Source organism: Blautia sp. MB18-30 (genome assembly GCF_023669475.1).
GTDB lineage: Bacteria > Bacillota > Clostridia > Lachnospirales > Lachnospiraceae > Blautia_A > Blautia_A fusiformis.
This window is the reverse complement of record NZ_JAMOYY010000011.1, coordinates 55,732-80,744: the sequence shown is the minus strand read 5'-3', so window position 1 is coordinate 80,744 and position 25,013 is coordinate 55,732. Positions and strand designations below refer to the sequence as shown.

At 41.5% G+C, this 25,013-nt stretch carries 25 protein-coding genes and 1 pseudogene; 23 read left to right on the top strand and 3 right to left on the bottom strand.

Annotation, left to right across the window (positions count from 1 at the left end):
* The first annotated feature begins 6 nt into the window (after positions 1-6).
* From NCY57_RS07140 to NCY57_RS07060, 17 genes and pseudogenes are all read left to right on the top strand, one after another.
* A complete protein-coding gene (locus tag NCY57_RS07140; protein ID WP_118753166.1) occupies positions 7-951 on the top strand; it encodes a hypothetical protein in 945 nt (314 codons plus the stop codon).
* A gap of 155 nt (positions 952-1,106) precedes the next feature.
* Complete coding sequence (locus NCY57_RS07135; RefSeq protein WP_002584939.1) at positions 1,107-1,421, top strand: helix-turn-helix domain-containing protein; 315 nt, start codon at positions 1,107-1,109, stop codon at positions 1,419-1,421.
* A 143-nt stretch (positions 1,422-1,564) separates the two neighbouring features.
* Positions 1,565-1,801: a sporulation initiation factor Spo0A C-terminal domain-containing protein gene (locus NCY57_RS07130; RefSeq protein WP_244092779.1), complete on the top strand. Its 237-nt coding sequence runs from the start codon at positions 1,565-1,567 to the stop codon at positions 1,799-1,801.
* Positions 1,802-1,905: 104 nt separating this feature from the next.
* Complete coding sequence (locus NCY57_RS07125) at positions 1,906-3,486, top strand: DDE-type integrase/transposase/recombinase (protein ID WP_118753165.1); 1,581 nt, start codon at positions 1,906-1,908, stop codon at positions 3,484-3,486.
* Positions 3,483-4,268: pseudogene (gene istB, locus NCY57_RS07120) on the top strand (IS21-like element helper ATPase IstB). The gene NCY57_RS07125 and the pseudogene istB overlap by 4 nt, the downstream one beginning before the upstream one ends.
* 251 nt (positions 4,269-4,519) lie before the next feature.
* Positions 4,520-4,939 carry a hypothetical protein gene (locus tag NCY57_RS07115; protein WP_250789582.1) on the top strand — a complete coding sequence of 140 codons (420 nt, stop codon included), beginning with the start codon at positions 4,520-4,522 and terminating at the stop codon, positions 4,937-4,939.
* Positions 4,940-5,302: 363 nt separating this feature from the next.
* Complete coding sequence (locus tag NCY57_RS07110; RefSeq protein ID WP_118753161.1) at positions 5,303-5,815, top strand: sigma-70 family RNA polymerase sigma factor; 513 nt, start codon at positions 5,303-5,305, stop codon at positions 5,813-5,815.
* Positions 5,816-6,394: 579 nt separating this feature from the next.
* On the top strand, positions 6,395-6,706 hold the full coding sequence (locus NCY57_RS07105) for a type II toxin-antitoxin system PemK/MazF family toxin (RefSeq protein WP_330605124.1): 312 nt from the start codon (positions 6,395-6,397) through the stop codon (positions 6,704-6,706).
* Positions 6,687-6,935, top strand: a complete 249-nt coding sequence (locus NCY57_RS07100) for a DUF6870 family protein (protein ID WP_118753160.1) — start codon at positions 6,687-6,689, stop codon at positions 6,933-6,935. The genes NCY57_RS07105 and NCY57_RS07100 overlap by 20 nt, the downstream gene beginning before the upstream one ends.
* Positions 6,936-7,042: 107 nt before the next feature.
* Entirely contained in the window at positions 7,043-8,734 is a 1,692-nt protein-coding gene (locus NCY57_RS07095; RefSeq protein WP_118753159.1) for a recombinase family protein, read from the top strand.
* A gap of 1 nt (position 8,735) precedes the next feature.
* Positions 8,736-9,332 (top strand): recombinase family protein, encoded by a 597-nt coding sequence (locus tag NCY57_RS07090; protein WP_244092778.1) that lies wholly within the window; start codon positions 8,736-8,738, stop codon positions 9,330-9,332.
* A gap of 41 nt (positions 9,333-9,373) precedes the next feature.
* A complete protein-coding gene (locus NCY57_RS07085) occupies positions 9,374-10,426 on the top strand; it encodes a recombinase family protein (RefSeq protein WP_244092777.1) in 1,053 nt (350 codons plus the stop codon).
* Complete coding sequence (locus NCY57_RS07080) at positions 10,423-12,000, top strand: recombinase family protein (RefSeq protein ID WP_118753158.1); 1,578 nt, start codon at positions 10,423-10,425, stop codon at positions 11,998-12,000. The genes NCY57_RS07085 and NCY57_RS07080 overlap by 4 nt, the downstream gene beginning before the upstream one ends.
* 113 nt (positions 12,001-12,113) lie before the next feature.
* A complete protein-coding gene (locus tag NCY57_RS07075; protein ID WP_330605112.1) occupies positions 12,114-12,365 on the top strand; it encodes a tyrosine-type recombinase/integrase in 252 nt (83 codons plus the stop codon).
* Between the two features lie 162 nt (positions 12,366-12,527).
* Entirely contained in the window at positions 12,528-14,387 is a 1,860-nt protein-coding gene (locus NCY57_RS07070; protein ID WP_118753157.1) for an ATP-dependent nuclease, read from the top strand.
* Between the two features lie 171 nt (positions 14,388-14,558).
* Complete coding sequence (locus NCY57_RS07065) at positions 14,559-15,032, top strand: low molecular weight protein-tyrosine-phosphatase (RefSeq protein WP_173739881.1); 474 nt, start codon at positions 14,559-14,561, stop codon at positions 15,030-15,032.
* A 306-nt stretch (positions 15,033-15,338) separates the two neighbouring features.
* On the top strand, positions 15,339-16,271 hold the full coding sequence (locus tag NCY57_RS07060; RefSeq protein ID WP_129975279.1) for a DUF5688 family protein: 933 nt from the start codon (positions 15,339-15,341) through the stop codon (positions 16,269-16,271).
* 163 nt (positions 16,272-16,434) lie between these two features.
* Here the strand turns inward: NCY57_RS07060 and NCY57_RS07055 are convergent, their stop codons facing one another.
* The 3 genes from NCY57_RS07055 to NCY57_RS07045 all read right to left on the bottom strand — a co-directional run bounded on the left by NCY57_RS07055 (position 16,435) and on the right by NCY57_RS07045 (position 19,213).
* A complete protein-coding gene (locus tag NCY57_RS07055) occupies positions 16,435-17,229 on the bottom strand; it encodes an ABC transporter ATP-binding protein (protein WP_021977269.1) in 795 nt (264 codons plus the stop codon).
* Positions 17,230-17,231: 2 nt separating this feature from the next.
* Positions 17,232-18,146, bottom strand: coding sequence for an ABC transporter permease (locus NCY57_RS07050; protein WP_173739882.1), 915 nt, complete (start codon positions 18,144-18,146; stop codon positions 17,232-17,234).
* 89 nt (positions 18,147-18,235) lie between these two features.
* A complete protein-coding gene (locus tag NCY57_RS07045; protein ID WP_044960660.1) occupies positions 18,236-19,213 on the bottom strand; it encodes an ABC transporter substrate-binding protein in 978 nt (325 codons plus the stop codon).
* Positions 19,214-19,439: 226 nt separating this feature from the next.
* On the opposite strand from NCY57_RS07045, the gene NCY57_RS07040 reads away from it, so the two are divergent.
* The 6 genes from NCY57_RS07040 (at position 19,440) to scfB (ending at position 25,007) form a co-directional block, all read left to right on the top strand.
* Complete coding sequence (locus tag NCY57_RS07040; RefSeq protein WP_250789581.1) at positions 19,440-20,204, top strand: N-acetylmuramoyl-L-alanine amidase; 765 nt, start codon at positions 19,440-19,442, stop codon at positions 20,202-20,204.
* A gap of 144 nt (positions 20,205-20,348) precedes the next feature.
* Positions 20,349-20,942, top strand: a complete 594-nt coding sequence (locus tag NCY57_RS07035) for a YdcF family protein (protein WP_021650371.1) — start codon at positions 20,349-20,351, stop codon at positions 20,940-20,942.
* A 208-nt stretch (positions 20,943-21,150) separates the two neighbouring features.
* Positions 21,151-22,875, top strand: a complete 1,725-nt coding sequence (locus NCY57_RS07030; protein ID WP_173739884.1) for a hypothetical protein — start codon at positions 21,151-21,153, stop codon at positions 22,873-22,875.
* Positions 22,876-22,925: 50 nt separating this feature from the next.
* Positions 22,926-23,276, top strand: a complete 351-nt coding sequence (locus tag NCY57_RS07025) for a TIGR04086 family membrane protein (protein ID WP_021650373.1) — start codon at positions 22,926-22,928, stop codon at positions 23,274-23,276.
* A gap of 82 nt (positions 23,277-23,358) precedes the next feature.
* A complete protein-coding gene (gene scfA / locus NCY57_RS07020) occupies positions 23,359-23,499 on the top strand; it encodes a six-cysteine ranthipeptide SCIFF (protein ID WP_015524633.1) in 141 nt (46 codons plus the stop codon).
* 143 nt (positions 23,500-23,642) lie between these two features.
* On the top strand, positions 23,643-25,007 hold the full coding sequence (gene scfB, locus NCY57_RS07015; RefSeq protein WP_129975275.1) for a thioether cross-link-forming SCIFF peptide maturase: 1,365 nt from the start codon (positions 23,643-23,645) through the stop codon (positions 25,005-25,007).
* The last annotated feature ends 6 nt before the right edge of the window (positions 25,008-25,013 follow it).

Genomic DNA, 25,013 nt, shown 5'->3' with positions numbered 1-25,013 from the left:
AAAAGAATGAATGTGCTAGATTATTCGATTAGATTGGGAAAACTTCTTCGAAAAACAGAAGAAGGTAGAGAATTATTTCAATTAGAAATGGGTATCGAAGAAAAATATAAAGATAATGAAGCATTTGGCCAATATGAACAATTTGCTGAAAAGAAAACATCTCAATTCTATTTTTATTCTTGGAATATGGCATATAAAACATTTGTTAATGTTCTTACAGATGATTCAATAGAACATAGAGATTTTTTTCTGCCAACTGCTGAGTTAATATCTTCCGATGATGAAATAAAATCATTTGCATTAACGGCAGTTAAGTTTGGAAGTATATTTGAACAACTTGTAGCAGTTATTATTTCAGGTGGAGAGTATGAAAAAGTTATACCTGAAAGCTGGACATATAAAGTGAAAAATGCTATTTCAGATGTTCAAATATCAGTCGAAAGAACATTATTGGTAAAGACAATTGCTGTATTCTATAAAAAACATCAAAATTTACTCAATAGTTCCGCAACTCAGAAGTATTTATTAATGAGGGAAAAAGAAAAGTTACTTCCCTTTTCAGAAAAAGCACTAGAAATAATATCAGAAACGGAAGATGTATCAGAGGAAGAAAAACTACTCTATGAAAAAATGTATTTAATTATGGAAGCAGTTAAAAAAGGCATTTTTTATGGCTTTTGGGGAATGACAAATGAAATACAGAAAGAAGAACTACTTAATGCCGATGGATTATATAGTTCGCCACTGCATGAAGTGACTTTCTCACATAAGAATAATTATTCTTCATTTTGGGGAGCGGGATGGCTATATAAAATACAGTTAGAAAAAGAACACGTTTATTTTATGGCACATAGGAAACAAGTGCATCTCGATCCCAATAATCAAACGTCTACTATTTCAGGAATAGTGTATCCGGCTGACGATAGAGGGTTGTTTGAAATAAAAGAATGATAATGAAAAATACCGCTAATTATGAATAATTTAGTGATATAAATAATAAAAATAGTTCTATAGAACGATAACTTGTTTTACAGCTTCTGTATATCGGAACAGGCGGTAGTTATACTAACTTTAGACCGAAAAATAGTTCTAAAGGAGGTGCTGCGATGGATCTGAAAGCTGTAGGACAGAGAATTAAGATGGCAAGGGAAGCAAAAGGTCTGACACAGGAAGATTTGGCTGCCATGGTGGAACTGAGTCCGACACATGTAAGTGTGATTGAGCGGGGATTGAAAGCCGCAAAACTGGATACGTTTGTTGCGATAGCCAACGCTCTGGAAGTTTCTGCAGATTCACTTCTGATAGATGTTGTGGCACATTCTGTAACTGGTGTGACGAATGAATTATCAGAAATGATCGGGAAACTTCCAAAAGAAGAGCAGAAGAAAATTATCAAAGCGGTCAGGGCATTAACAGAATAATATTTATTAGGAGGGGCGGAAAGCCCTTCTTTTTTTGTGGTTTTTGTCACAATTTGTCAAACGAATAGGGATTCTGTTTTGTTTTTATCTGTGCTATAGTAGTTCTAAAGAACTAATACTAATTCAAAAAGAGGGGATATAAAATGAACAGAAATACTATTTTTGAGAAGGTCGCTGAAAAATTCCATACCACTCCAGAAGAGGTATATGCGAAAATCCAGAGAGCAATTGATGCCGGATATGATAACCCGGATCCAAAGGTACAGGCGGAATGGCGCAAGGTTAAAATAAAAGGGAATGTGTGCGGTAAGATGATTTTGCCACCACATGGTAAGGAGTTTTTTCACTCCACGGTAAGCAGTTTTTTCTTGCCGCGGTAAGCACTTTTTAACATTTTTCCTACATGTGGTGAGTAAATCAAAGGAGAACACAGCCGATTTCCACGGTATACTGAATTCAGTAAATATACCGAAAGGAGATCACTATGCTGCGAAAAACACAGATGCAGGAAATTCAAGACTTAAAACTTCGCGGCTATACGAAAACGGAGATCCTGACCTATTACAAGGAACAGGGTCTGAAACCCCCAAGCCGCCCTACGATATCCAAGTACTATGACATGGATGTCATCCCGGAGGATCCGGGAAAAAAGCTTATTAAAGACAAGGCATTTGATGTTTCGCCTTTTAAGGAAGCCATCATTTCCATTCTGGAAGCGAACAGCAGAAAAGATTTCTGCATATCCTCTGTTTATGATCTCCTCGAGGAGAAATTCATTGAAAACGGATCGTTTGACTGCCTTCCGGAAAATGAGCAGACCCTGCGTAATTATGTCCATCATCTGGAAGAAAGCGGACAGATCGATCCCAGTGACCAGCATCGCAGGATCTATGATCATGTGTTTGATACTCCTCCGGGAGAACAGATGCTAATTGATTTTGGGGAGGTCACACTCTCCAGACGAGGTTCCATTCACTTTATCTGCCTTCTCCTGCGTTACAGCAGGATCCTGTGTGTTTATGCCCAGGACCATAAGTATAATGCCACAAAAGCCTGCCAGGCGATCTACCGCAGTTTCTGTAAGCTTGGAGGCAGACCGGCTGTCCTGGTCATTGATCAGGATGCTGTATTTGTAGCCAGTGAAACTTATGGTGAAGTTATCAAGACCAGAATCTTTGGGGATTTCTGTACGGAACAGGATTTGAAGCTCTGGGTATGTAATAAAGCAGATCCTGAAAGTAAGGGACCTATAGAAAACTCGGTTGGTTTTGTGAAGAAAAACTTTTTCAGTGCCAGAACAATCACCTGTATCGATGATGTCTGGCGTTCCCTGCCGGGATGGCTTGAACGGAAAAATAAACGTATCCATCGGGCGACTTTAAGGATCCCGATGGCAGTCTTCAGGGATATCGAAAAAGATTCCCTGCGTTCTGTACTTCCGTCTGTTTATGAAACATCGCCAAATAGTTTTATTGCTTATGAATGCAAAGGAACACCCTATGTTCTTTTCAGATCCTGCCGCTACTCTGTCCCGCGCAGTTATGCGTACAGTGTAGTCAAATATAAGATCACGGCAGGAAAGATACATATTTATGATGAAGATCTACGTTTCCTCTGTACGCATCTTTTGAGTGAACGCAGAGGTAGCTTTAATCAGCTTCCGGAACACCGTAAAGGTGATTCAGGAGACTGGATTGAGATCATGGAACGGCTTTGTGATAAATGGAACTGTTATGATTTCCAGCATTTCATCAACGGTGTGAAGAAGGAAAATCCACGCCATATCAGCAAACAGCTTGGAGCAATCGAACAGTTCCTGGATTCAGAGAATCCGGACAGAGCGCTCGTTGCAGATGTAATGAAACGCTGTTGCGACAACTACAGATATCAGTTCTCACAGTTTAAAGTCGTGTATGAATACGTCAAAGCAGGAAGAAGTCTTGCGGATTCTGACGGGGCCAGAGTTGTGGTTTCATCTGACCGTGTGGAATACAAGGATCTTTCCGTATACGGAAAAGCCTTTCAGGAACGTGTGAACCGTTCCGGGCAGGAGGCTGCCGTATGAACAGACAGATCATGAAAAGCATGGATACCGGACGTATTCCTGTTGAAAGACTGATATCATTACTTCAAACTTTTACTTTGAAACATTTAGCCAAAGCATTACCGGACCTGCTGGAAACAGCAGATCTGGAAAGTTCTTCCTGCAGGGAATTCCTACTTGCTGTACTTGAAACAGAAGTAGTCGGAAGGAATGAACGCCGCAGGAAAAGGAACTACTCTGCAGCACATTTTCCTCCAAACATCAGGCCGCTGGAGGAATTCGATCCTGAAGAACTTGATTCCGGGATTACACAGGCACAGCTGGATAAACTGAAAGGATTATCCTAGCTGGACAATGGCGGAAACATCGTTTTGGCAGGCCCGCCTGGCCTTGGTAAAACAATGGTTGCGGCAGGACTTGGGCTGCATGCGGTCAACAATGGTTATACCGTCTGCTTTGAGAAGATGGTCAATCTGGTAAAGATACTGGATACTGCAGAAACAGAACGTTCTGCTGGATTCCGGCTAAAAAACCTGAAGAAGGCACAGCTTATCATCATTGATGAGATCGGATACACACCTATCACCAGAAGTCAGGCAAACCGTTTCTTCACTTTCATCAGTGATACCTATGAAACATCATCCATTATCTTTACTACCAACAAAGAGATCATGGACTGGGCTGAGATGATGGGTGATTCAGTTCTGACCACGGCCCTGCTGGACAGGATTCTTCACCATGCGAACTGCTATTCTTTCAGAGGAGAGTCCTTCAGGCTGAAACATCCTGATATGTTCAGCTAAAGGGACTACCTTATCTAGGCAGGAAGAGGTGTAAAAATCTCTTTACCATAGGGAGTAAAATACTCCTTACCATACAATGTAAAAATCTTCTTACCGAACAGTGTAAAAAACTGCTTATCGTACGAAGAAAAAACTCATTACCTTACGATGTAAAAATTTGCTTGACATTTACAAGGGAACCGACCAACACCGGAGGAAGTAATTAACTATGCAGTAAGTATTTTGACAGCAGACTGGAGGTGATCATCAAAGTGAAGAGGGAAAAGCATACGTTATTATGTCTGTTATTGGCAGCAGCCCTTGTTTCGGGCTGTGCGCAGAAGCATAAAGAGGGAGAGCCGGATGTCATTAGCAGTATGAAAATAAATCAAGATGAAACACTTACTGTTGTTGCAAACAGAAAACAGATTGAAGATAAAGAGGATTTTGCAAAACTCCTTGTCAAAAAATGCAAGGATAATTCTTTTCAGTCTGTTAGATTCTCTACAGATTATGGGTATGCCACCAGCCTGAATCTTAGAGTATATCTCTGGGAAGATGAGATAGAAGGACAGGAACCGGTAATGGTGGTGGAATATAAGCCTGTTGAATGGGGAATGGACTATGATATTGTCCATGATCCAGAAAAGTTCCAGATGTATGTGGATGGAGAGCTGATGAAAAATCCTTAGATTTTCAGATAAAAATGGATGAGCTGTTAGGGAAAAAGAGTAAGTGAACATTTCCCTGGAAAATGTGTACAAACCAATGAGAATAATGAACTATTAAGCCCTGTAAACGGACACTTTCTGAACATTGTTCTGATACAATGGTTATGCTGATGAAAGAAGGCATAGAAAACTGAATTATATTTGAGAGACGGAAGCCTCAGTAGTTAAAAAAGACTACTGGGGCTTTTTTTCGTGCCTGAATTTTTCAGCCAATACCTGCAGGTTTTACCTGGCAGTAGTTGGTGGAGTAGGCATGAACCAGATCAGAGGACCGCCTTCTGAATTTGAAACTGGCAAACAAATTTCAAATTCAGGAGGACGGATATGTATATTGAACATCCATATAAATACGACGGGAAATACTACGCAAATGTAGATGGAAAGATGATTGAAATCACAAAGGAAGTGGCTTATGCCATGAATAATTTTTACCGAAGCAGCCAGCCAAGGAAGGTCGAAATTAAAAATGAAAAAGGTGAGAGTGTTGAATGGAAACTGCGGGAAATCCCTTACAGCGAGACGAATGGACAGGATTATGAATTCTCTATCGAGGATTTCCCGGACTATAGCTGTGATGTCGAAGACAGCGTGATCAGCAGTGTGGAGAGACGAGATATCCATAAGGTGATTAATCAGCTGGATGCAGAAGAACGGATGATTATTTACAGTATTTATTTTGAGAATAAAACGCAGGTACAGCTGGCAGGGATTATGGGAGTGTCCCGGCAGGTTCTGGCGTACAAGCTGAAAACAATTTTACACAAGATGCGGAGAATGTATCAGGAAAATATTTTTGAAAAATCAGCAGATTTTTTTGCATCCGGGCAAGTCGGTTGAATTTAGTAATTAGAGAGAGTTTTAAGGACTCCTCAAAAGCACATTGGAAACTGAATACCCAGTAATAACTGACGTGACATCTTATGCAGGAAGCACAAGGAAACTGCCGCCATGACTCTGATGAAGATCGGACGAGCGAATAAGCACTGACCGAAAATCAACTGGCAGGTTGATGATACGATGATCTGTATAGGGTGCGATACACTTGCGGACCGTGAAAAGTCTGTAACCGGCAAACCTATGAACTGTCGGAGCCTGTGTGCGTGAGCATATGGGTTGTGATCTGGCGAATGCAGTCAGATAGGTTATTATTCCCTGCCTGCGTCAGCAGGATAAACGATTCGGGGTATCGAGGATAAATAGAATCGAGCGAGCACTGTTTAATAATCGAAAATTGGCTATAGAGGTTATGCGGCAGAGCGTTCATTTTGAATGTCTCTGCCGTATTCCTGTGGAGCTAATAATGGATGCTTTACGATTAAATTTCAGGATGGGAGGAACGAATAAATGAAAATTGAAAGAGGCGATATCCTTATGGTTAATTTGGGATAGGTTCCGGGTACTTCCCTTCAGAGTGGAATCCGTCCGGTAGTGGTTGTCAGCAATAATAAAGCGAATACATACAGCCCGGTGGTAACGGTAGTGCCGTTTACTTCAAGGGTGTACAAAAAACGTTATCTTCCGACCCATGTGTTTATTAACCGTTATGAAATGGTTGGCTTGAAACGGCATGGGCTGGTACTGGCGGAACAGATCACAAGCATTGATGTTCAGAGTATCATCCAAAAATGTGGTCATGTCAGCTCTGATGCAATGCGGAGGATTACCAGAGCAGTGGAGATTCAGACAGGAGTTTATGAGGAGGGGGATTATGACAGCAGAAGAATATAGAAAGTATCTGGAACAGGATTTTAGTGATGTAAATATTGATGAAATGACAGATTTACTGACTGTAAAAGCAGACAGGAATAAAAGCCTGAAGGAACGGCGGGAATCATATCTGAATAAGGTAGGAAATCCGTATCTGGTCCGGATCGGCAATATGAAGGTCAAAGTAAGGTTTGCCAATAACGGGATATCTTTGGAGCAGGCATTTGAAAATATGCTTCTGAGTGTCTGAAAAAGTACTGGAAAGTTTGGGGTGGCTGTGCTAAAATGTCTGTAAGGACAAATTATGCGGCCCCTTTTATTACATGGGTTTTTTGACGTAATAAGAGGAGGTAAGATATGTATCAGAATTTCAATAAAATCTATCGTGCCGCCATCTATGTCAGATTATCCAAAGAAGATGGCGATCTTTCCAGTTCTGCAAAATTGGAAAGTAACAGCATTTCTAACCAGAAGGCTCTGATTCTGGATTTCCTGAAAGACAAAAAAGATATAGAAGTTGTTTCCGTCCGGGTTGACGATGGCTACACAGGCTCTAATTTTGAGCGCCCTGCATTCCAGGCTATGCTGGAAGATATCAGGCGTGGGATTGTTGATTGCGTAGTGGTGAAAGGTTTATCTCGGTTTGGGCGGGAATACATTGATTTCGGGAAGTACATTGAACGTTTATTCCCGGCTCTTGGTGTGCGCTTTATTGCCATAAATGACAATTATGACAGCCTTCAGGGAAAGAATCAGGCTGATGACATTATTATCCCATTCAAAAAATTAATCAACGATACTTATTGCCGTGACATTTCCATTAAGATAAGAAGTAACCTTGAGATTAAGAGGAAAAAAGGCGAATGTGTCACACCTTTTGTGGCATTCGGGTATAAGAAAGCAAAGGCAGACAAGCATAGGCTGGAGATTGATCCGGTTGCAGGCAGTGTAGTGCAGGACATCTTTAAGATGAAACTGCAGGGAATGAGCCAGGATGCGATTGCCAACCGCCTGAATGAACTGGGTGTGCTTTCCCCATTTGAATATAAGATTAGCAGCGGGAGTCATTATGAAACCGGGTTCCGACAGAAAGAGCAGGCTCTTTGGAGTTCTGTTACCGTACGCAGAATACTGGAAAATGAGGTTTATATTGGAAACCTTGTGCAGGGGAAACGTACGACACCGAACCATAAAGTGAAGCAGTCCTACGTAAAGCCGGAAGATGATTGGATCCGTATTGAAAAGAACCACGAACCGCTGGTAAGTGAAAGGGATTTTGAGATCGTCCAGCGGCTTTTGGGGATGGATACCCGTACTTCTCCTGACCAGAAGCAGGTGTATCTGCTGTCCGGCATTGCTGTATGTGCGGATTGCGGGGCACCGATGACGAGAAAGGTCTCAACAGTGGGTGGAAAGAAATATGTCTATTATTTATGTTCCACAAATAAAGAAACGAAACGCTGCTCCAGTCACAGGATCCCGGAAAAAGATCTGGAAAACGTGGTATTGGTAATACTGAAACAGCATATCCAGAACATCCTGCATTTGAAAAGGGTGTTGGAGTTTATCGGGACTGTACCATTTCAGGAAATCAATGTGAAAAAACTCCAGGACAGGCTGGAAAAGAAAAAAATGGAGACAGAACGCTGTAAGGAACTCCGCATGATGCTTTATTCCGATATGAAAGAGGGCATCGTATCAAAAGAAGATTATGTAGAATTTCATGCAGCATATGGAAAAAGGCTAAGGAATGCAGAAGAGAGTATCCGGGCAATCCAGAAAGAAATGGATAACATGCTGGAAAAAGCAGACGCTTCTAACACATGGCTGGATTATTTTGTGAAATATCAGGATATTGAAGTGCTGACCAGGACGGTAATTGTGGAATTGATTCGGGAAATCAGAGTCCATGACAAAAAGAATATTGAGATCGTCTTTGACTTTGATGACTGTTATCAGGCATTGCTGACACAGCTTCCGGCTATGGGAGTGGAGGCTGCAACAGATCTGGATAACAATCTGCAGGTCAAGATAAAGGAGGTTGTATAAAATGGCACGAAAAAGCAGGAAAAGCATTCCTGAAACGGTCAGCAGTGCAGCCGTCCAGGAAGAGATCAAAAGACCGTTCCGGGCAGGGTTATATGCAAGGATTTCTACGGAAACAGAGGAAACGATAGAGAGGGGGACGATAGAAACCCAGGTGGAACTGATGAAAAACTATGTGGCTGATACAGAGGATATTTCGGTTGCAGAAGTTTATAAGGATTCTGATTATTCCGGTACAAATTTCGATCGTCCTGGATTTACGCAGATGATGGAAGATATCAAGCATGGGAAAATCAACTGCGTGATTGTAAAGGATTTGTCCAGGCTTGGCAGGAATTATGTAGAAACAAGCAATTATATTGAGCGTGTATTCCCGTTCTTTCATGTACGGTTCCTGGCAGTGACGGATGATTTTGATTCTTTCCGTGAGGGAGTAGATCTGACTGTTCCCTTAAAGAATATTATCAATGAGTTCTATTCTAAAGACCTTGCAAAAAAGAGCAGCAGTGCAAAAAAAACCTATGAAGAGAAGGAAAATTTACCGGTGCCTGGGAACCCTATGGATATAGGAAATCAGAACAGGACAAGCACCAGCTGGTAGTTGATGAGGAAGCTGCCGGACATTTACGGGCAATTTTTTCTATGTATATGGATGGCTGCAGCTACAGTGATATTGCAAAAAAACTGAATGCAGATGGTGTCTTGTCCCCAACTTTGCAAAGGGAGTACTACAGATCCGGGGAAAAACCGTCCTCAGAGTCCAAACCGTGGAATAATTATGAAGTAAAACGTGTGCTTCAGGATGTACATTGTACCGGCGATTCCGTATATGGAAAATATCAGCAGAGCGTTTTTCAGGGAAATAAGCAGAGAAACCGACCAGAGAGTGAGTGGATCTATGCAGAGAATACCCACGAAGGGATTATAGATAAAAAGCTGTTCCGCCAGGTGCAGGAAAAAATCAGGGAATTTACGGAAGAATATAAAAAGAGGCATCAGCTGAATAATGGAGCCATCCGGAGCCAGAATTTTTATATCGGCAAGATCAGGTGTGGAGGATGTGGCAACCGCATGATCCTGTCCAGGGAAAAGTCCGGGACATTTTATTATATCTGCGGTGCCAATGCAAACCATAAATCAGGAGGAAACCAGTGCAAGGGGCACAGGGTCAAAAAAGAATACATGGATGAAGATGTCCTTCGTCTGATCCAGTCACATATGAAAAACGTATTGGATACAGAAAAAATGATCCGGGAAATGAACTCCGCTTCCAGAAACCAGACGCAATATTTGCTTTTGGACAAGGAAGTAGGGAAACTTCGGCGGGAACTGAGCCGGATCAGTAAGCGTAAATCTGATTTATATGAGGATTATTCGGAACGCCTGATTACAGAAGAAGAGTACATGCAGTTTTCCCGTATCTATTCCAATAAAATAGAAAACATCAAGAGACGTCTGGATGCAGTATTGACGGCGCAGGTACGGTATTCCAAAGATTATCATATCGAAGAAGGATGGGGGAAAGTGATACATACTTATATGTCTAAGCGGAAGCTGACAAAAGAAATGGTGGAAGCCTTTGTGGATTCCATTATTATCCATGGTAAGTATGATTATGAGATCAAACTGGTATATGATGACCAGTTCGCTGAATTGCAAAAGATAATGAAAGAGAAGGAGGCACAGTCAAGATGACAGAAAATAGGAAAACAGCTGTCTATATCCGTTTATCTATGGAAGATGGGAATGTGGATGGCAGAACCAAACTGGAAAGTGACAGTGTGACTTCTCAGAGGATCCTGTTGAAATCGTTTGTGATCGATCAGCTTGGCGTGGATGGGGCAGATATCCTGGAATATGTGGATGACGGTGTCAGCGGCACCCATTTCAAACGCAATGGTTTTCAACAGCTGCAGGAGGATATGAAAAGCGGACAGATAGGCTGTGTAGTTGTGAAAGATTTTTCCAGGTTTGGCAGGGACTATCTGGAAGTGGGATTTTATATTGAATATATTTTCCCGCTTCTTCAGATTCGGTTTATTTCCATTAATGACAGTTATGACAGTGAAGCCAGCTCTGGGATGACCGGCGGTATGAATGTGGCTTTCAAGAATCTGGTTTATAACATGTATAGCCTGGATTTGTCGAAAAAAATCTCATCCGCAATGCAGACCAGAATGAAAAACGGTACAAGGCTTCCGGTAAATGCCAGATATGGTTATAGAAAGGGCAAAGATGGAAGGTTGGAAATTGATCCGGATTCGGCTAAAGTGGTGAAGATGATCTTCCAGATGGCTGCAGAAGGTATGAGCTTTGCAGAGATCACAAGGGAACTGAACAAACAGGAAATTGCCACCTGTGATGAGCAGAAAATGTCAAGAGGAGAGCAGGTTCAGTCCCGACGGTTTGATACCATCATGAAAAAACGCTGGAATCCAACCACAGTATCTGCAATCATCCGGGATGAGATTTATATTGGAACCCGGATATGGGGTAAAACACGCTGCAGTATGCACACCGGTCATAAAGCGGTTCTTAATGACGAGTCTGACTGGATCAGACTGGAAAACCACCATGATCCGATTGTTGACAGGGAACTGTTTGAAAAAGCGAACAGACTGCATCCGAAAAAATCCAGGGGTGTTGCAGAAACAAGAACCAATTATACGCTGGCAAGACACAAGAAACAGCCAGCACTGATGCTGTGTGCACACTGTGGTCATTGTCTGGTAAGAGAAACGGAGCATCTACTGAAATGTTCGGATGGGCGTACCAGCGGTGATCATGTCTGTCGAAGTTTGGTGGTCAGACGTGAGCCAATGGAAAAGCATATCCTGGAGCTTGTTCATCAGTTTGCATCTTCCATGCTGGAAAACCGGAAGATTGTTGAATCAAAGAACCAGAGCAAAGATATGGAGACGAATGTTGCAGAATTATTGAAACAGAGCCGCCAGTTGTCTTCTGAAAAAATGAAACTTTATGATGAGTACAAAGATGACCGTATTGACCGGGAATTGTACAAGCAGAAAGCGGAAAAGATAGGCAGACAGCTGGAAGAAATCAGACGAAAGATAGCAGAGTCTGAACGTGATGCAAAGATGCTTGAGCAGGACAATACTGCGAAGGAAATGAAACTGGAAGAATTTCTGAACATGGAGAAATTCGATACAGAGAAATTACGGGAGATCATCAAGGTTATCCAGGTGCATAGCCAGGAGGAAATCGAAATTGAATGGAATTTTGATGATGTATTTTTGGGGCAGAGATAAAATGTTCTAGACAAGAGCGATTTTGTGGAACATAATAAAAGTGCTGGGGTACCTGATAGGAATGGTCAGGTACTTTCCGGCAAGAAAAAAGAAATACTTTTTTTGTCCCATACTTGACACGTCCACATATTTGTCGACACACGTATTGCAGCAATATGGCGAAATCGGGAATGAACCCGAAGACGCTACAGTACCTTATGAGACATAGTTATATAGGTGTTACGCTTAACACCTATACGCATCTGGGACTTGAGGATGCAGAGGATGAATTGAAGCGGCTGGAAGACCTGCAGAATGCCAGAAAGGAATTGGAACGGACGCAGGCAGAAAAGACGGTGTTGCAGAAGATGTTTAAGGCGATATGATTATAGAAGAAAACGAAAGACGCTTTGCGGTTGCAGGGCGTTTTTTGTATAGAGAATCTTGTATAAATATGGTACAATAAATCCGTTGAACAACGCGAGTAGAAATATATCAAAGAAGAAATAGTATTATATAATTTATGTGAGAAAGACAAGGTGATTACTATGGAATATCCTCATACATTACAGTTTAACGTGGAAAAGATTTTTGGCAACCAAGAGGTTCAAATAACACTGTATTCGGGATTAACAATATTGGTTGGTACAAATGCTTCCGGAAAGACTCAAACATTGAAAAAAATAAGGGATATTATGAAAAGAAAGTTAGGTGGCGATAAGGTTCGATATTTATCATCAAATAGAATTGGAAATATGGAACAATATAGATCAAAAACAAATCAATACAGTTATACCATTGATGATTATACACTTGGGGATCAAGCGACAAAACGTGCTCGTTTACAAATTGAAACTGCAAGTGGAGATTTCTTTGCAATGGACGAACGAAAGGATGTTTTTATTAAGGTATCTGAGAGGTTATCGGTGTTATTTAATAGAAATATTTTTATTCGTTGGGATGCTGGACATATGAAGGTGTTTTTTGGAAAGACCGATAGTGAGCAAGAATACTCAGTTGCAGCAGAAGCAAGTGGATTAGTTAATGTTATTTCAATTTTGGCTGCCCTATTTGATGAAGTGGTTGAAGTATTATTAATTGATGAGCCAGAAGTATCTTTGCATCCGCAATTACAATCATATCTTCTTCGTGAGATGAAAAGTGCTGCAAAAAGATACAATAAAACTATTATTATTTCAACCCATTCTGCAGAGATGCTTGAATTAAATACTGCATCTGAGTTGTGTAACTTTGTGTTTTTTAGTAAAGATGCATTACCTAAACAAATTTCGCCAGATACACCGGAATTGAATAGCATAAAATTGAAAGAATTTCTTTTGCGAATGAGTCTTATATATAATGAGGGCTTTTTTGCTAAAAAAGTAATGCTTATTGAAGGTTCCAGCGATATGATTTTATGTCGATATCTTTGCAATAGACTTAACTTAAATTTAGATGTGGCAGGTTCACAAATTATTCCGGTTGAAGGAAAAGGACAGTTCCCTATTATTACAAAACTGTTTAGACTTATTGGTAAAGAAGTATGTGTCTTAACGGATTTAGATGGCTTTACAGATGATAATAGTATTATTAATTTATTTTCGGGTTTACCTGAAGCAACTGACATTGCTAATGATTATGGCAATGGGGATCTTCAAAGTATGATTAGGGATATAAAGACAAAAACAGATGAGTTAATTCGAACTCAAAAAGAGAATATGGTAACGATTTTTAACCAACATCCGTATTGGATAAACCGAGATCCAGAAGCAGAGGAAGATAAAATTATCCGTCGTGCATTGGTTGCACGGTTATTTACGGTTAGTGCAGATGAACTAGCAACTTGGCCAGATTCACATGAGTGGATAAGTCTTAAGAAGAGAATTACTGTACTGTTTGATATTTTAGAAAATTTAGGATGTTTTATTCTTCGACGGGGGGCGGTGGAAAGTTATTACGCTTTTTCACCGAATACAACGTTTAATGGAAAGCCGTCTGCAGCCGCTAATGAAGTTAGTTATTGGGAAGAAAAAAGTAATGAACAAATCTATGCTCAATTCTCTGACATTGTTCGTTCTTTGCAATTTGCTGCACTTGATAAAACGGTAGATGAAAGTTTTGCGGTAAAGAAAGAGTTATTAAGTGAATTAGCATTGATACTTGGAATTTTACCACAAGTATCAACTGAAAAAGAACTTCTGTCTTGTATTAAACAAGCAAAAGGGAGCGCAGAGTCTCTTTTTGATTATAGAATAATAAATGATAGCAAGCGTCTGGGTGTAGAAGTATCATTAAAATCTGAAATAATAGATGTTGATGGATTCCCATTTAAGGCTTTTGTCGGAGACAATGTTAATATTCTCATTGATGAAAGAATTCAATCGCATTTAAGTGAGGAAAGTCAGTAGTACCTCCACCCGCTTTTTACTACGTTTCTACTACGATTACTGTACACATCTTGCAATATTTTGCTAAGTTTTGCATTTTCTGTATAGAAATGACCGATACATAAAGAAGAATTTACACCGCGCAAATCGCTGCAAATGACAGCAGGATAGCGCATTTTGAAAGGAGAAAATATGAGTATACGCGTACTCTTTGTATGCCACGGCAATATCTGCAGATCAACCATGGCCGAGAGTGTTTTTACGCACAAGGTAAAAATGCTCGGCCTTTCAGATCAGTTTTTGATCGACAGTTTTGCAACAAGTACAGAGGAGATTGGGAATCCACCTCACAGAGGAACAGTGAACAAGCTGAGAGAAGTGGGAATACCACTGGTTCCGCACAGAGCGAAGCAGATTACGTGGGCGGATTATGAAAAATCCGATTATATTATTGGTATGGATTCTGCTAATATGCGTAATCTTAACAGGATGCTGAAGAATGACCCGGAAGAGAAGCTTTATAAGTTTCTGACTTTTGCCGGATCAGGACGGGATATTGCGGATCCTTGGTATACAGGAAATTTTGACGAAACTTATGAAGATATACAGGAAGGTTGTGAGGGATTTCTGGATTATCTGGAGAAACATGGAGAAATCCATTACTGATATTTCGGAATGAGACACAAATCTTAAACAATACAAAAGGTATGACAGCAAAAGGCAGCGGAAGCTGCTTTTTCTGTCGATGAAAACTTCTTTACAAATCTGAAAACTTCTATTATACTTGTCCATATAGCAGGCAACTCAGATTCAGCAGAGAAATCTGCTCTCTGCAATTCTACAGTGGAAGTTCTTTCCACAGAAATATCTAATCATGTTATCAGATCAGAATCATTTTGTGCGTCGTTGTGAGAACGCACAGGATTTTGTCGGGACATTCGTCCGCTTTGTTTCACAGAAAGGAAATTAAATATGGAAAAAAGTTATGAAACTTTTGTCACGGACCTGAGAAAGCTTCTTCTTGCGGCTATGGACCTGAAGGAAGAAGAAATTTATTTTTCAAACGATGGAGAAAAATATGGCTGTTTGGGAGATAGGCTATTTGTAGAGAGTGGTCATATGGAAAAGGCAAAAACAGTCTGCGGGTTGCATACAGAAGAGCTTTATAAAAGGTACTGTCAGGAACATTCTTTTGAAAATATCGTTCATGATTGTGTTAGGGAGATAAAAAAAGTCAGTGAAAATTGTGTGCTATGTGATTTGGACGATCTGAAAGATTATGAGAAGGTAAAAAGCAGACTTTTTATTCGACTTCTGAATGCAGATAAAAACAGGACTATACTGAAGGAGTTGGTTCATCACAAAATCGGAGATATTGCTTTAGTGGTTTATTATCTTGCAGGAGAAAAAGAGGGATATGTTCTGAGTGCAAAGATCAAGAAAAGCTTTGTGGAGAAATGGGGAAAAGATGCGGATACTGTTTTCGAAGCTGCTCTAATAAATACATATTTTATCAGTCCACCAAGAATCTATCATTGGGAAAAAATGCTGTTTGATAAGACATATGAAGGAGATAATTTCATGGATATCCTTGGAACATACCATCCAAATAAAGGGATTGCCGGGAATTGCCTGAGTACAGAAAAGCGTACTAATGGAGCGGCAGCAATCTTTTTGCCCGGGGTAGCCAGACGTCTTTCTGAACTTCTGGGTTCAGACCTGTATCTGGTTTTCACCAGTGTTCATGAAGTAATGGTCCATAATGCGGATGTGGTTTATCCGGAAGATTTGAAAGAAGTTCTAAGTGATACGCTCGAGAAAGCAACTCCGGAAGAGGATTATCTGACATCTTCCATTTATCGATACAGCAGAAGGAGTGGTGAATTCTCTGTGGAATTGAAATGAGCTAAAGAGAGGTGACATATGGAAGTGCTTTGAGTTTATCGTTATTTGGGCATTAGAACAGAAATTAAGGCCGGAATCCATCATAAAGAATGAAATTCCGGCCAGGTTCTTTCCATGTGTTATGCTGTTTGTCTAACTATTATAAGAGTTCTTTTTTTGTGGTTTAGCTGAGAAGTGCGGAATCGTTGGAAAATTCTTCACCGCTGGCTTCTTCGAATTTGTCCAGGAGATCTTTGACTGTAAGCTTTTTCTTTTCTTCGCCCTGGATATCCAGAATGATCTTTCCCTCCCACATCATGATCAGACGATTGCCGTGAGTGATTGCATCACGCATGTTATGGGTGATCATCATGGTTGTCAGATGATCGCGGTTTACGATCATGTCTGTGATCTCGAGAACCTTGGCTGCAGTCTTCGGATCAAGAGCAGCAGTGTGCTCATCCAGAAGAAGAAGCTGAGGCTTCTTTAAAGTTGCCATCAGAAGTGTCAATGCCTGACGCTGGCCACCGGAGAGGAGTCCGACTTTGGAAGTGAGCCGGTCCTCAAGACCAAGACCGAGAATCTTCAGGAGTTCGTGGTATTCTTCCCGTTCCTGGCGGGTAATGCCCGGACGGAGAAGGCGGGATTTTCCGCGGCGTTTGGCAAGAGCGAGATTTTCTTCAATTCCCATAGTTGCAGCAGTTCCGGTCATAGGATCCTGGAATACACGACCAAGATACGCGGCTCTTTTATATTCGGAAAGTTTTGTGACATCGGTTCCACCGATAATGATCTTTCCGGAATCTACAGGCCAGGCACCTGCAACTGCATTCAGCATAGTGGATTTTCCGGCGCCGTTTCCTCCGATGACTGTAACAAAATCACCTTCGTTCAGATGAAGATCCACGCCGTTTAAAGCAACCTTTTCATTGATGGTGCCCGGATTAAATGTTTTATGTATATCGATCAGTTTCAGCATGATCATTTACCTCCCTGTTTGGCTTTTGTAAAATATTTGCCCTTCCAGTATGGGAAAGCAAGGAAAAATGCAACGACGAGTGCGGAAAGCATTTTCAGAAGGTCTGTATCAATTCCCATCCAGATAACAATCTGAAGTACCAGATAATAAAGAATAGAACCAAATACAACGCTTAACAGCTTCAGTGCAAAGTTGCGGAAAATACGGCTGAAGATCGCTTCACCGATAATTACTGCAGCAAGACCGATAACGATGGAACCACGTCCCATGTTGATATCTGCAAATCCCTGGTACTGTGTGAGAAGAGCGCCGGAAAGAGCAACAAGTCCGTTGGAAAGCATCAGTCCCAGAACCTTATTGCGGTCTGTGTTGATACCCTGTGCACGGGACATGCTTGGATTACATCCGGTCGCACGCAGGGAACATCCGAGTTCAGTTCCGAAGAACCAGTAAAGGACTGCAATCAGAATGATGATCATAATTGCTACGATAAAAAGCGTATTCTGTGTCAGAGCAACACCCTTGACACGTCGAAGGGATACCAGAAGATTAAATTTATCAACATTGATCGCCTGGTTTGCTTTTCCCATGATCTTCAGGTTGACAGAGTAAAGGGAAAGCTGTGTCAGGATTCCGGCAAGGATAGCCGGGATGCCCATAAAGGTATGAAAAATACCGGTGGCAAGACCGGCCAGAAGACCGGCTCCTGTTGCAGCCAGCATGGACACCCATACATTGTGTCCGCTGAGCATCATCATGATACAAACAGCGCCGCCTGTACATAAAGTTCCGTCAACGGTAAGATCCGCAATATCAAGAATGCGGAATGTAATGTACACACCGATCGCCATGATTCCCCAGATAAGCCCCTGTGCGGCAGCTCCTGGAAGTGCGGTTATTAAACTCATAATCTGCATGTTAAATTATCCTCCTCTTTTTTATGCACGAACAGCGAGAAGGGGAACTCCCTTCTCGCTGTATCAGTGTATAATAGGTTTTTTACCGATTATTCAGCTGTTTTATCTGTTTCGATTGCTTCATATCCATCCGGAATTTTAATACCAAGCTCGTCACAGATGTCTTTGTTGTATTCTTTTGTGAATTTTGGTGCATATTCAATCGGCATTTTGGAGATATCTTTACCATCCTGAAGGATGCTGACTGCCATTTCGCCGGTTTTGTATCCAAGATCATAGTAGCTGATGGAAAGTGTTGCAACACCACATGCCTGGCAGATACCTTCTTCACCAGCAATTACCGGAACCTTTGCCGGAAGACAGATGTTGTTGATGATCTCAGTATTGGATGCTACAGTATTATCTGTAGGTGCATAGATCACATCACTGTCATTGGCAGCTGTGGTAACAACGGATGAAAGATCGTTGGAATCAGAGAATGCATAATCTTCACAGGTATAACCAAGCTTCTCAAGAGCATCTTTTACTGTATCTACCTGATACTGGGAGTTTGGCTCTGCTGAGCAGTAGAGAAGTCCGACATTTTTTGCATCCGGGAAAAGCTCATGGAGCATATCGGCCTGCTCATCAAGAGGAGCAAGATCAGAAGTACCGGAAATGTTCCCGCCTACTGTTCCGTCAAAGTCATCGATTCCAAGAGCGACACCATATTCGGTAACGGCTGTTCCAAGGATCGGGATATCGGAAGTTCCGGCAGCTGCAGCCTGAAGAGATGCGGTTGCGTTTGCAAGGATCAGGTCTGCCCCTTCTGAAACAAAGCTGTTGATAATGGTAGAACAGGTATTAGAATCACCCTGTGCATTTTGCTCGTCAAATTTTACGGAATCACCCATCTTTTCAGTGATGGCATCCTCAAAACCCTTGGTTGCGGCATCCAGTGCGTCATGCTGGACCAGCTGGCAGATACCTATTGTGTAAGTCTTTTCTTCTTTGGCGCTTACTGTGGCAGCACAGGTTCCTGTTACAAGAGCTGCTGCGAGTACAGCTGTTAAAATACGCTTTTTCATAATTGTTTTCCTCCTCACGATGTTGCTGCATTTTTGGATTATTTAAAAATACAACACTGATTGTGTTAATATAACACTTTAACGCTTAAAAGTCAAGAAGAATTAACGTGAAAATATGTTGAGTAAACAGATCCGAAAACAAAATAAAGCATGAAATGAAATGCAGGCACAGGAAAAAACATACAGTCATATCATATTGTGAATGAAATTCTCAAGGAGAAAGAACATGGCATATAAAATCGTTCTGGATGCCGGACATGGTGGAGAAGATCCGGGAGCTGTTTATAAAGATCGCAAGGAAAAGGAAGACAATCTGAAACTGACCCTTGCAGTAGGAAAGATCCTGGAAGAGAATGGCGTGGATGTGGTTTATACTAGGACTACAGATATTTATCAGACTCCTTTTGAAAAAGCGAAAGCTGCAAATGAAGCTGGAGCAGATTTTTTTATTTCTTTTCATCGCAACAGCAGTTCCAAGCCGGAACAATACAATGGAGTTGAAGTACTGATCTATGATAAGAAAGGCATTAAATATCAGATGGCACAGAATATCCTGGGAGCATTGGGAGAACTGGGGTTTCGGGAACTGGGCGTAAAAGAACGTCCGGGGCTGGTAGTACTCCGGCGCACAAAAATGCCGGCACTTTTGATCGAGACCGGATTTATAAACTCGGAAAAGGATAATCAGCTTTTTGAAAAAAAATTCGAAGAGATTGCCAGAAGCATCGCAGATGCCATTCTGGGAACATTGAATGAGGAAACGGTGGAAGAGCCATTGTATTATCGGGTACAGACAGGAGCATTTCGAAATCGGGAAAATGCAGACAGGATGTTGTATCAGCTGACAGATCAGGGATTTCCGGCGTTTATCCTGAGAGAGAATGATCTTTACAAAGTTCAGGTAGGAGCATATATGCAGCTTGGAAATGCGGTCAATATGGAACAAAGGCTGAGGGACAGTGGATATAGCACAGTGATCGTTACAAAATAGAAAACAGATGATCTATTAGTGCATCTGCCACGAAAGAGTGATATGATTAGGCAATACAGAAAGCTGGATAAGGGATACCTGTCAGATAAATATCTTTTGATCCGGGATTTAGCTGCAGATGGTAAAGAAAGGACATAGAAAATAATGTACGAAGAGTTTCTGAAACAGATAGAAGATTTCATGTTTATAGAAGATAAGCCGGAAAAAGCGGATGTGATCTTTGTTCCGGGAAACGGATATCCTCAAATGGCGGAAAAAGCAGCGGAGCTTTACAGGAATGGGTTTGCACCAAAGATCCTGCCCAGTGGAAGATACAGTATCACAGCAGGGAGATTTACAGGAGTTCTTGACAAGAAAGAATGTTATTGTGGGACATACAAAACGGAATGGGATTTTTTGAAAGATGTTCTGATGCAGAATGGTGTACCGGAAGAAGCAATTCTGAAAGAAGATCAGGCAACCTACACTTATGAGAACGCAATTTATTCCCGGCAGGTAACAGACAGAGAATACCTGGATATCAAAAAGGCGATTCTCTGCTGTAAAACCTGTCATGCAAGACGTGCGTTGATGTATTACAAGTTGCTTTATCCGGATACGGAATTCTTTGTGAGTTCGTGTTGTGTGGATTCTATAGATAAAAATACGTGGATTATGACAAATGATGGAATTGATGAGGTAATGGGGGAAATAACTAGAATAATTAAACAATTTTCATTGATGCTCAAAAAAAATTAATTTAGGGGTGTCGTAAAAAAAAGAATTGTGTTATAATGCATTTGACGAAAAAAAGAAATATCTGTTACGAAAGATTAACAAGATATTAATTTTTGGAGAAATATTGGTTCGAGCGCATGTTACATGCGTTCGATATTTTATATAACTGAATTTTTTGACAAAAGGCAAATATGAATCTTAGATTTTGAATATAGAGGTGCAGATTATTATGAAAAAGAACACAAAGATTACATTTAGCAGAAGCTTTTCAATACTGGCAGCAGCGGCATTGTCCATGACACTGATCGGAGGACAGACCTTTCCGGCATATGCGGAGAACTCTTCAGGTATAGAATCCGGTGCTGTGATCCCGGATAATATAACTATTGACAGCCCTACAGCTCTTGCTAACATTGCGCTCCCATCTAATGCGTATGGAACTCTTTCCTGGGCAGATAGTTCTTATGTTCCGGACAAACGTGTGCAATCCTGTGGGGTAGTGTTCAAACCTGCTGCAGGTGCTGACCTTTCAGGCCTTCCGGGGTGGGACAGTAATTCAGGAACACTTACAGGTTCCGTGACAGTTGTGGTCAGCAGCATTGACAGTACAGAGGAAAATTCCGGAAGTGAGGAAAGTTCCGATTCTTCTGATTCAGATTCAGGAGAATCCTATGGAACCGATGATAAAGAGGAAAATGGAACCGACGTCAATGAGAGTGATGCAGATACTTCTGTAAAAGAAACAGAGGACAGCACTGCAGAGAATGAGGAGAAGAACGAAGGTCTGCAGGATGACAGTGCCCAGGAAAATAAAGAAGATCCGGAGACAACAGGAAAAACGGAGCAGTCTTCTTCAGACTCTTCAGATACAACAGATGCAGCAGATGCCAGTGGAGAGGAAAAAAGGGATCCGGAGATAACAGAAGCTCCGGAGGTAACAGTTGCACCATCTGAGGATAATAAAACTCAGGATGGGGAAGAAGCAGAAGCTGTGGAAACTCCTGCTGTAACGATAACTCCGGCGGCAGAAGATGGTATGGATCCAGATGCAGCATCTGAGAATAGAAACGATGAGAATCATGAAAAAAATAACGATGCTGAAATTACCGCGATCCCGGAAATTACGGAGACTCCTGATACTGAAGAAAACAAGGATAATATTTTTGACAGGAAAGATGATACAGAGGATAAACGCCCTCAGAATGCAGCTACCGATCTGACAGAAACAGAAAAAGAGGAAATTGCGTCTCAAAATCATACCTGTGATGGAATAACTGTATCAGGAATCGATCTTCCGTGGTATGTACAGTTTCGTGTTTCTGGTGGTGAGGACTATCAGTTTACCAATGAAGAAGATGCAACAATCTTTAAATCCTATGAGTTTGAACTCTGGGATACACAGAATAATACAGAGTATAAAATTCCGGATGGGGAGTATATCAGTGTGACTGTACCTGTAAAGGCCGGCTATACATATTCTATTGAACACCTTCTTGATAATGGCGCAATGGAGACCATCATTCCAAGCATGGATGGTGCCACAATGACTTTCAGTACACATTCATTCAGCCCATTTGGCATCGCTGGAAGTAAATCTCTGGTAGGGCCAGATGCTGAAAGCAATACCGGTGCAACGGTTACACCTGCAGCTGATGCTTCATCTTCAGATACTGCATCTTCAGGTACTGCAGATTCTGCAGAAACAGACAGTACAGACACCAATACGGCAGAGACATCTCAGAATCTGACTTCAGATAGCACAGATCAGGAACAGTCTTCTTCTCAGAACAGTGATACGGCGGAAAATGAGGCTGAAGAACAGTCTTCTGCAACAACATCCAAGAAACAGGTAAATACCGGAGATAACACTCAGATCCTTCCGTTTGTGATCTTGTTTGTGGCAGCGGCAGTTGTAGCTGGTGTAGCAGTGTTTTTTAAGAAAAGAAAGAAGTAATGAATAAGAGAAAAAGCTCTCCCATATAATGACTGTGGGAGGGCTTTTTTATGAAGGGAAAAGCAATATTACGATCATTGCTGCTAGCCTATGGAGTGACAGGACTTTTTCTTCTGATACTGGCGTTTCTGCTCTTTCAGTTTGAATTTGGAGGAGGGACGGCGGCGGTGGGGATCATTATTATTTATGTAGTATCCTGCCTGGTCGGAGGTTTTATGGCGGGAAAGATCATACGGAAAGACCGATATATATGGGGGATCGTTACCGGGCTTTCCTATTATGTTCTGCTGCTTCTGGTATCTTTTCTGGCACAGGGGAAATGGGATATGACCTTTGCCCATGCGTTGACTACTTTTTTCATGTGTCTTGGTGGCGGAGCCATTGGTGGGATGCTGTCGTAAAAGCTTACAAAAAAATGCTTTGAAAATTGATGATTTTATGCTATACTAGGCGAAGAATAGAATACATAAAGGAGGATATATCATGGAACATATCAAGACATTAAATACAAAGAACCTTCAGAACACGGTTAAGAAGGGTGGATGTGGCGAATGTCAGACATCCTGTCAGTCTGCTTGCAAGACTTCCTGTACAGTAGGAAACCAGAGCTGCGAGCATAAATAAGAAGCAGCCGTTGAATGAGTGGAAAGCAGCGGGAGATCCGCTGCTTCACTTGTTTTATCTGAAAGTAACAGGTATCCAGCAAAACGCGCCGGAGGGCGCGTTTTGTCGGGTTATAAAAGAATTTTAGAAAGGATTGCGGGAAGATGAGTCTGATTCACCGTTATCAAAGTAATGGATATAATATTGTGCTGGATATCAACAGCGGCTGTATCCACCTAGTAGATGAAGTAACCTATGAGGTGCTGCCGTATCTTGAAGAAGGCATGGAAGCGGCTGCCATTGCTGAGAAGCTTGGCGACCGTTTTAAGAAAGAGGATGTGGAAACCTCTGTAACTGAATGTAAGAAGCTTCAGGAACAGGGAATGCTTTTTACAAAAGATATTTATGAGAATATCATTGATGAATTTACCAAAAACCGCCAGACCGTTGTAAAGGCTCTTTGCCTTCATATTGCTCATGACTGTAATCTGGCATGCAGATATTGTTTTGCAGAAGAAGGAGAGTATCACGGAAGACGTGCGCTGATGTCTTTTGAGGTAGGAAAAAAAGCGTTGGATTTCCTGATCGCTAATTCCGGCTCCAGAAAGAATCTGGAAGTGGATTTCTTTGGCGGCGAGCCTCTTATGAACTGGCAGGTTGTAAAGGATCTTGTGAAATACGGAAGAGAACAGGAGAAACTTCATAACAAAAAATTCCGCTTCACACTGACAACCAACGGCGTTCTTTTAAATGATGAGGTGATGGAATTCTGCAATAAGGAAATGGGAAATGTTGTCTTAAGCGTGGACGGTAGAAAAGAAGTTCATGACTACATGCGCCCGTTCCGTAAGGGTGCAGGAAGCTATGATCTGATCATGCCGAAATTTGAGAAATTTGCGGAATCCAGAAATCAGGACAAGTATTATGTAAGAGGAACCTTTACTCATCATAATCTTGATTTCTCTCAGGATGTTCTGCATCTGGCAGATCTTGGCTTCAAGCAGATTTCTGTTGAGCCGGTCGTGGCAGCAGATACAGAAGAGTATGCGATCCGTGAGGAGGATATCCCACAGATCCTGGAACAGTATGATATTCTTGCAAAAGAAATGATCAAAAGAGAAAAAGAGGGAAAAGGATTCAACTTCTTCCACTTTATGATAGACCTTACCGGTGGTCCGTGTGTATACAAACGACTTTCCGGATGCGGCTCAGGAACCGAGTACCTGGCTGTTACTCCGTGGGGAGATTTTTATCCATGTCACCAGTTTGTGGGTGAGGAACAGTACCTTATGGGTAATGTAGACGAGGGAATCACAAAGCCTGAAATCGTAAAAGACTTTGGAAGATGTAACGTCTATACGAAACCGGACTGTAAAGACTGTTTTGCCAGGTTCTACTGCAGCGGCGGCTGTGCGGCAAATGGTTACCATTTCGGCGGAGATATCCGGGGGAATTATAAGATCGGATGCGAACTCCAGAGGAAGCGTGTGGAGTGCGCTATCATGATAAAAGCCGCTTTGGCGGAATAAGAGAGG

What these genes read in the sequence shown, in the direction of transcription:
- NCY57_RS07025 (WP_021650373.1), top strand. Translation starts at nt 22,926, where the DNA reads ATGAAGGGAAAAGCAATATTACGATCATTGCTGCTAGCCTATGGAGTG.
- NCY57_RS07040 (WP_250789581.1), top strand. Translation starts at nt 19,440, where the DNA reads ATGGCATATAAAATCGTTCTGGATGCCGGACATGGTGGAGAAGATCCG.
- NCY57_RS07090 (WP_244092778.1), top strand. Translation starts at nt 8,736, where the DNA reads ATGGCACGAAAAAGCAGGAAAAGCATTCCTGAAACGGTCAGCAGTGCA.
- NCY57_RS07060 (WP_129975279.1), top strand. Translation starts at nt 15,339, where the DNA reads ATGGAAAAAAGTTATGAAACTTTTGTCACGGACCTGAGAAAGCTTCTT.
- NCY57_RS07045 (WP_044960660.1), bottom strand. Translation starts at nt 19,213, where the DNA reads ATGAAAAAGCGTATTTTAACAGCTGTACTCGCAGCAGCTCTTGTAACA.
- NCY57_RS07110 (WP_118753161.1), top strand. Translation starts at nt 5,303, where the DNA reads ATGTATATTGAACATCCATATAAATACGACGGGAAATACTACGCAAAT.
- NCY57_RS07140 (WP_118753166.1), top strand. Translation starts at nt 7, where the DNA reads ATGAATGTGCTAGATTATTCGATTAGATTGGGAAAACTTCTTCGAAAA.
- NCY57_RS07125 (WP_118753165.1), top strand. Translation starts at nt 1,906, where the DNA reads ATGCTGCGAAAAACACAGATGCAGGAAATTCAAGACTTAAAACTTCGC.
- NCY57_RS07030 (WP_173739884.1), top strand. Translation starts at nt 21,151, where the DNA reads ATGAAAAAGAACACAAAGATTACATTTAGCAGAAGCTTTTCAATACTG.
- NCY57_RS07035 (WP_021650371.1), top strand. Translation starts at nt 20,349, where the DNA reads ATGTACGAAGAGTTTCTGAAACAGATAGAAGATTTCATGTTTATAGAA.
- NCY57_RS07095 (WP_118753159.1), top strand. Translation starts at nt 7,043, where the DNA reads ATGTATCAGAATTTCAATAAAATCTATCGTGCCGCCATCTATGTCAGA.
- scfA (WP_015524633.1), top strand. Translation starts at nt 23,359, where the DNA reads ATGGAACATATCAAGACATTAAATACAAAGAACCTTCAGAACACGGTT.
- NCY57_RS07055 (WP_021977269.1), bottom strand. Translation starts at nt 17,229, where the DNA reads ATGCTGAAACTGATCGATATACATAAAACATTTAATCCGGGCACCATC.
- NCY57_RS07050 (WP_173739882.1), bottom strand. Translation starts at nt 18,146, where the DNA reads ATGCAGATTATGAGTTTAATAACCGCACTTCCAGGAGCTGCCGCACAG.
- NCY57_RS07080 (WP_118753158.1), top strand. Translation starts at nt 10,423, where the DNA reads ATGACAGAAAATAGGAAAACAGCTGTCTATATCCGTTTATCTATGGAA.
- NCY57_RS07135 (WP_002584939.1), top strand. Translation starts at nt 1,107, where the DNA reads ATGGATCTGAAAGCTGTAGGACAGAGAATTAAGATGGCAAGGGAAGCA.
- NCY57_RS07130 (WP_244092779.1), top strand. Translation starts at nt 1,565, where the DNA reads ATGAACAGAAATACTATTTTTGAGAAGGTCGCTGAAAAATTCCATACC.
- NCY57_RS07085 (WP_244092777.1), top strand. Translation starts at nt 9,374, where the DNA reads ATGTATATGGATGGCTGCAGCTACAGTGATATTGCAAAAAAACTGAAT.
- NCY57_RS07070 (WP_118753157.1), top strand. Translation starts at nt 12,528, where the DNA reads ATGGAATATCCTCATACATTACAGTTTAACGTGGAAAAGATTTTTGGC.
- NCY57_RS07100 (WP_118753160.1), top strand. Translation starts at nt 6,687, where the DNA reads ATGACAGCAGAAGAATATAGAAAGTATCTGGAACAGGATTTTAGTGAT.
- scfB (WP_129975275.1), top strand. Translation starts at nt 23,643, where the DNA reads ATGAGTCTGATTCACCGTTATCAAAGTAATGGATATAATATTGTGCTG.
- NCY57_RS07065 (WP_173739881.1), top strand. Translation starts at nt 14,559, where the DNA reads ATGAGTATACGCGTACTCTTTGTATGCCACGGCAATATCTGCAGATCA.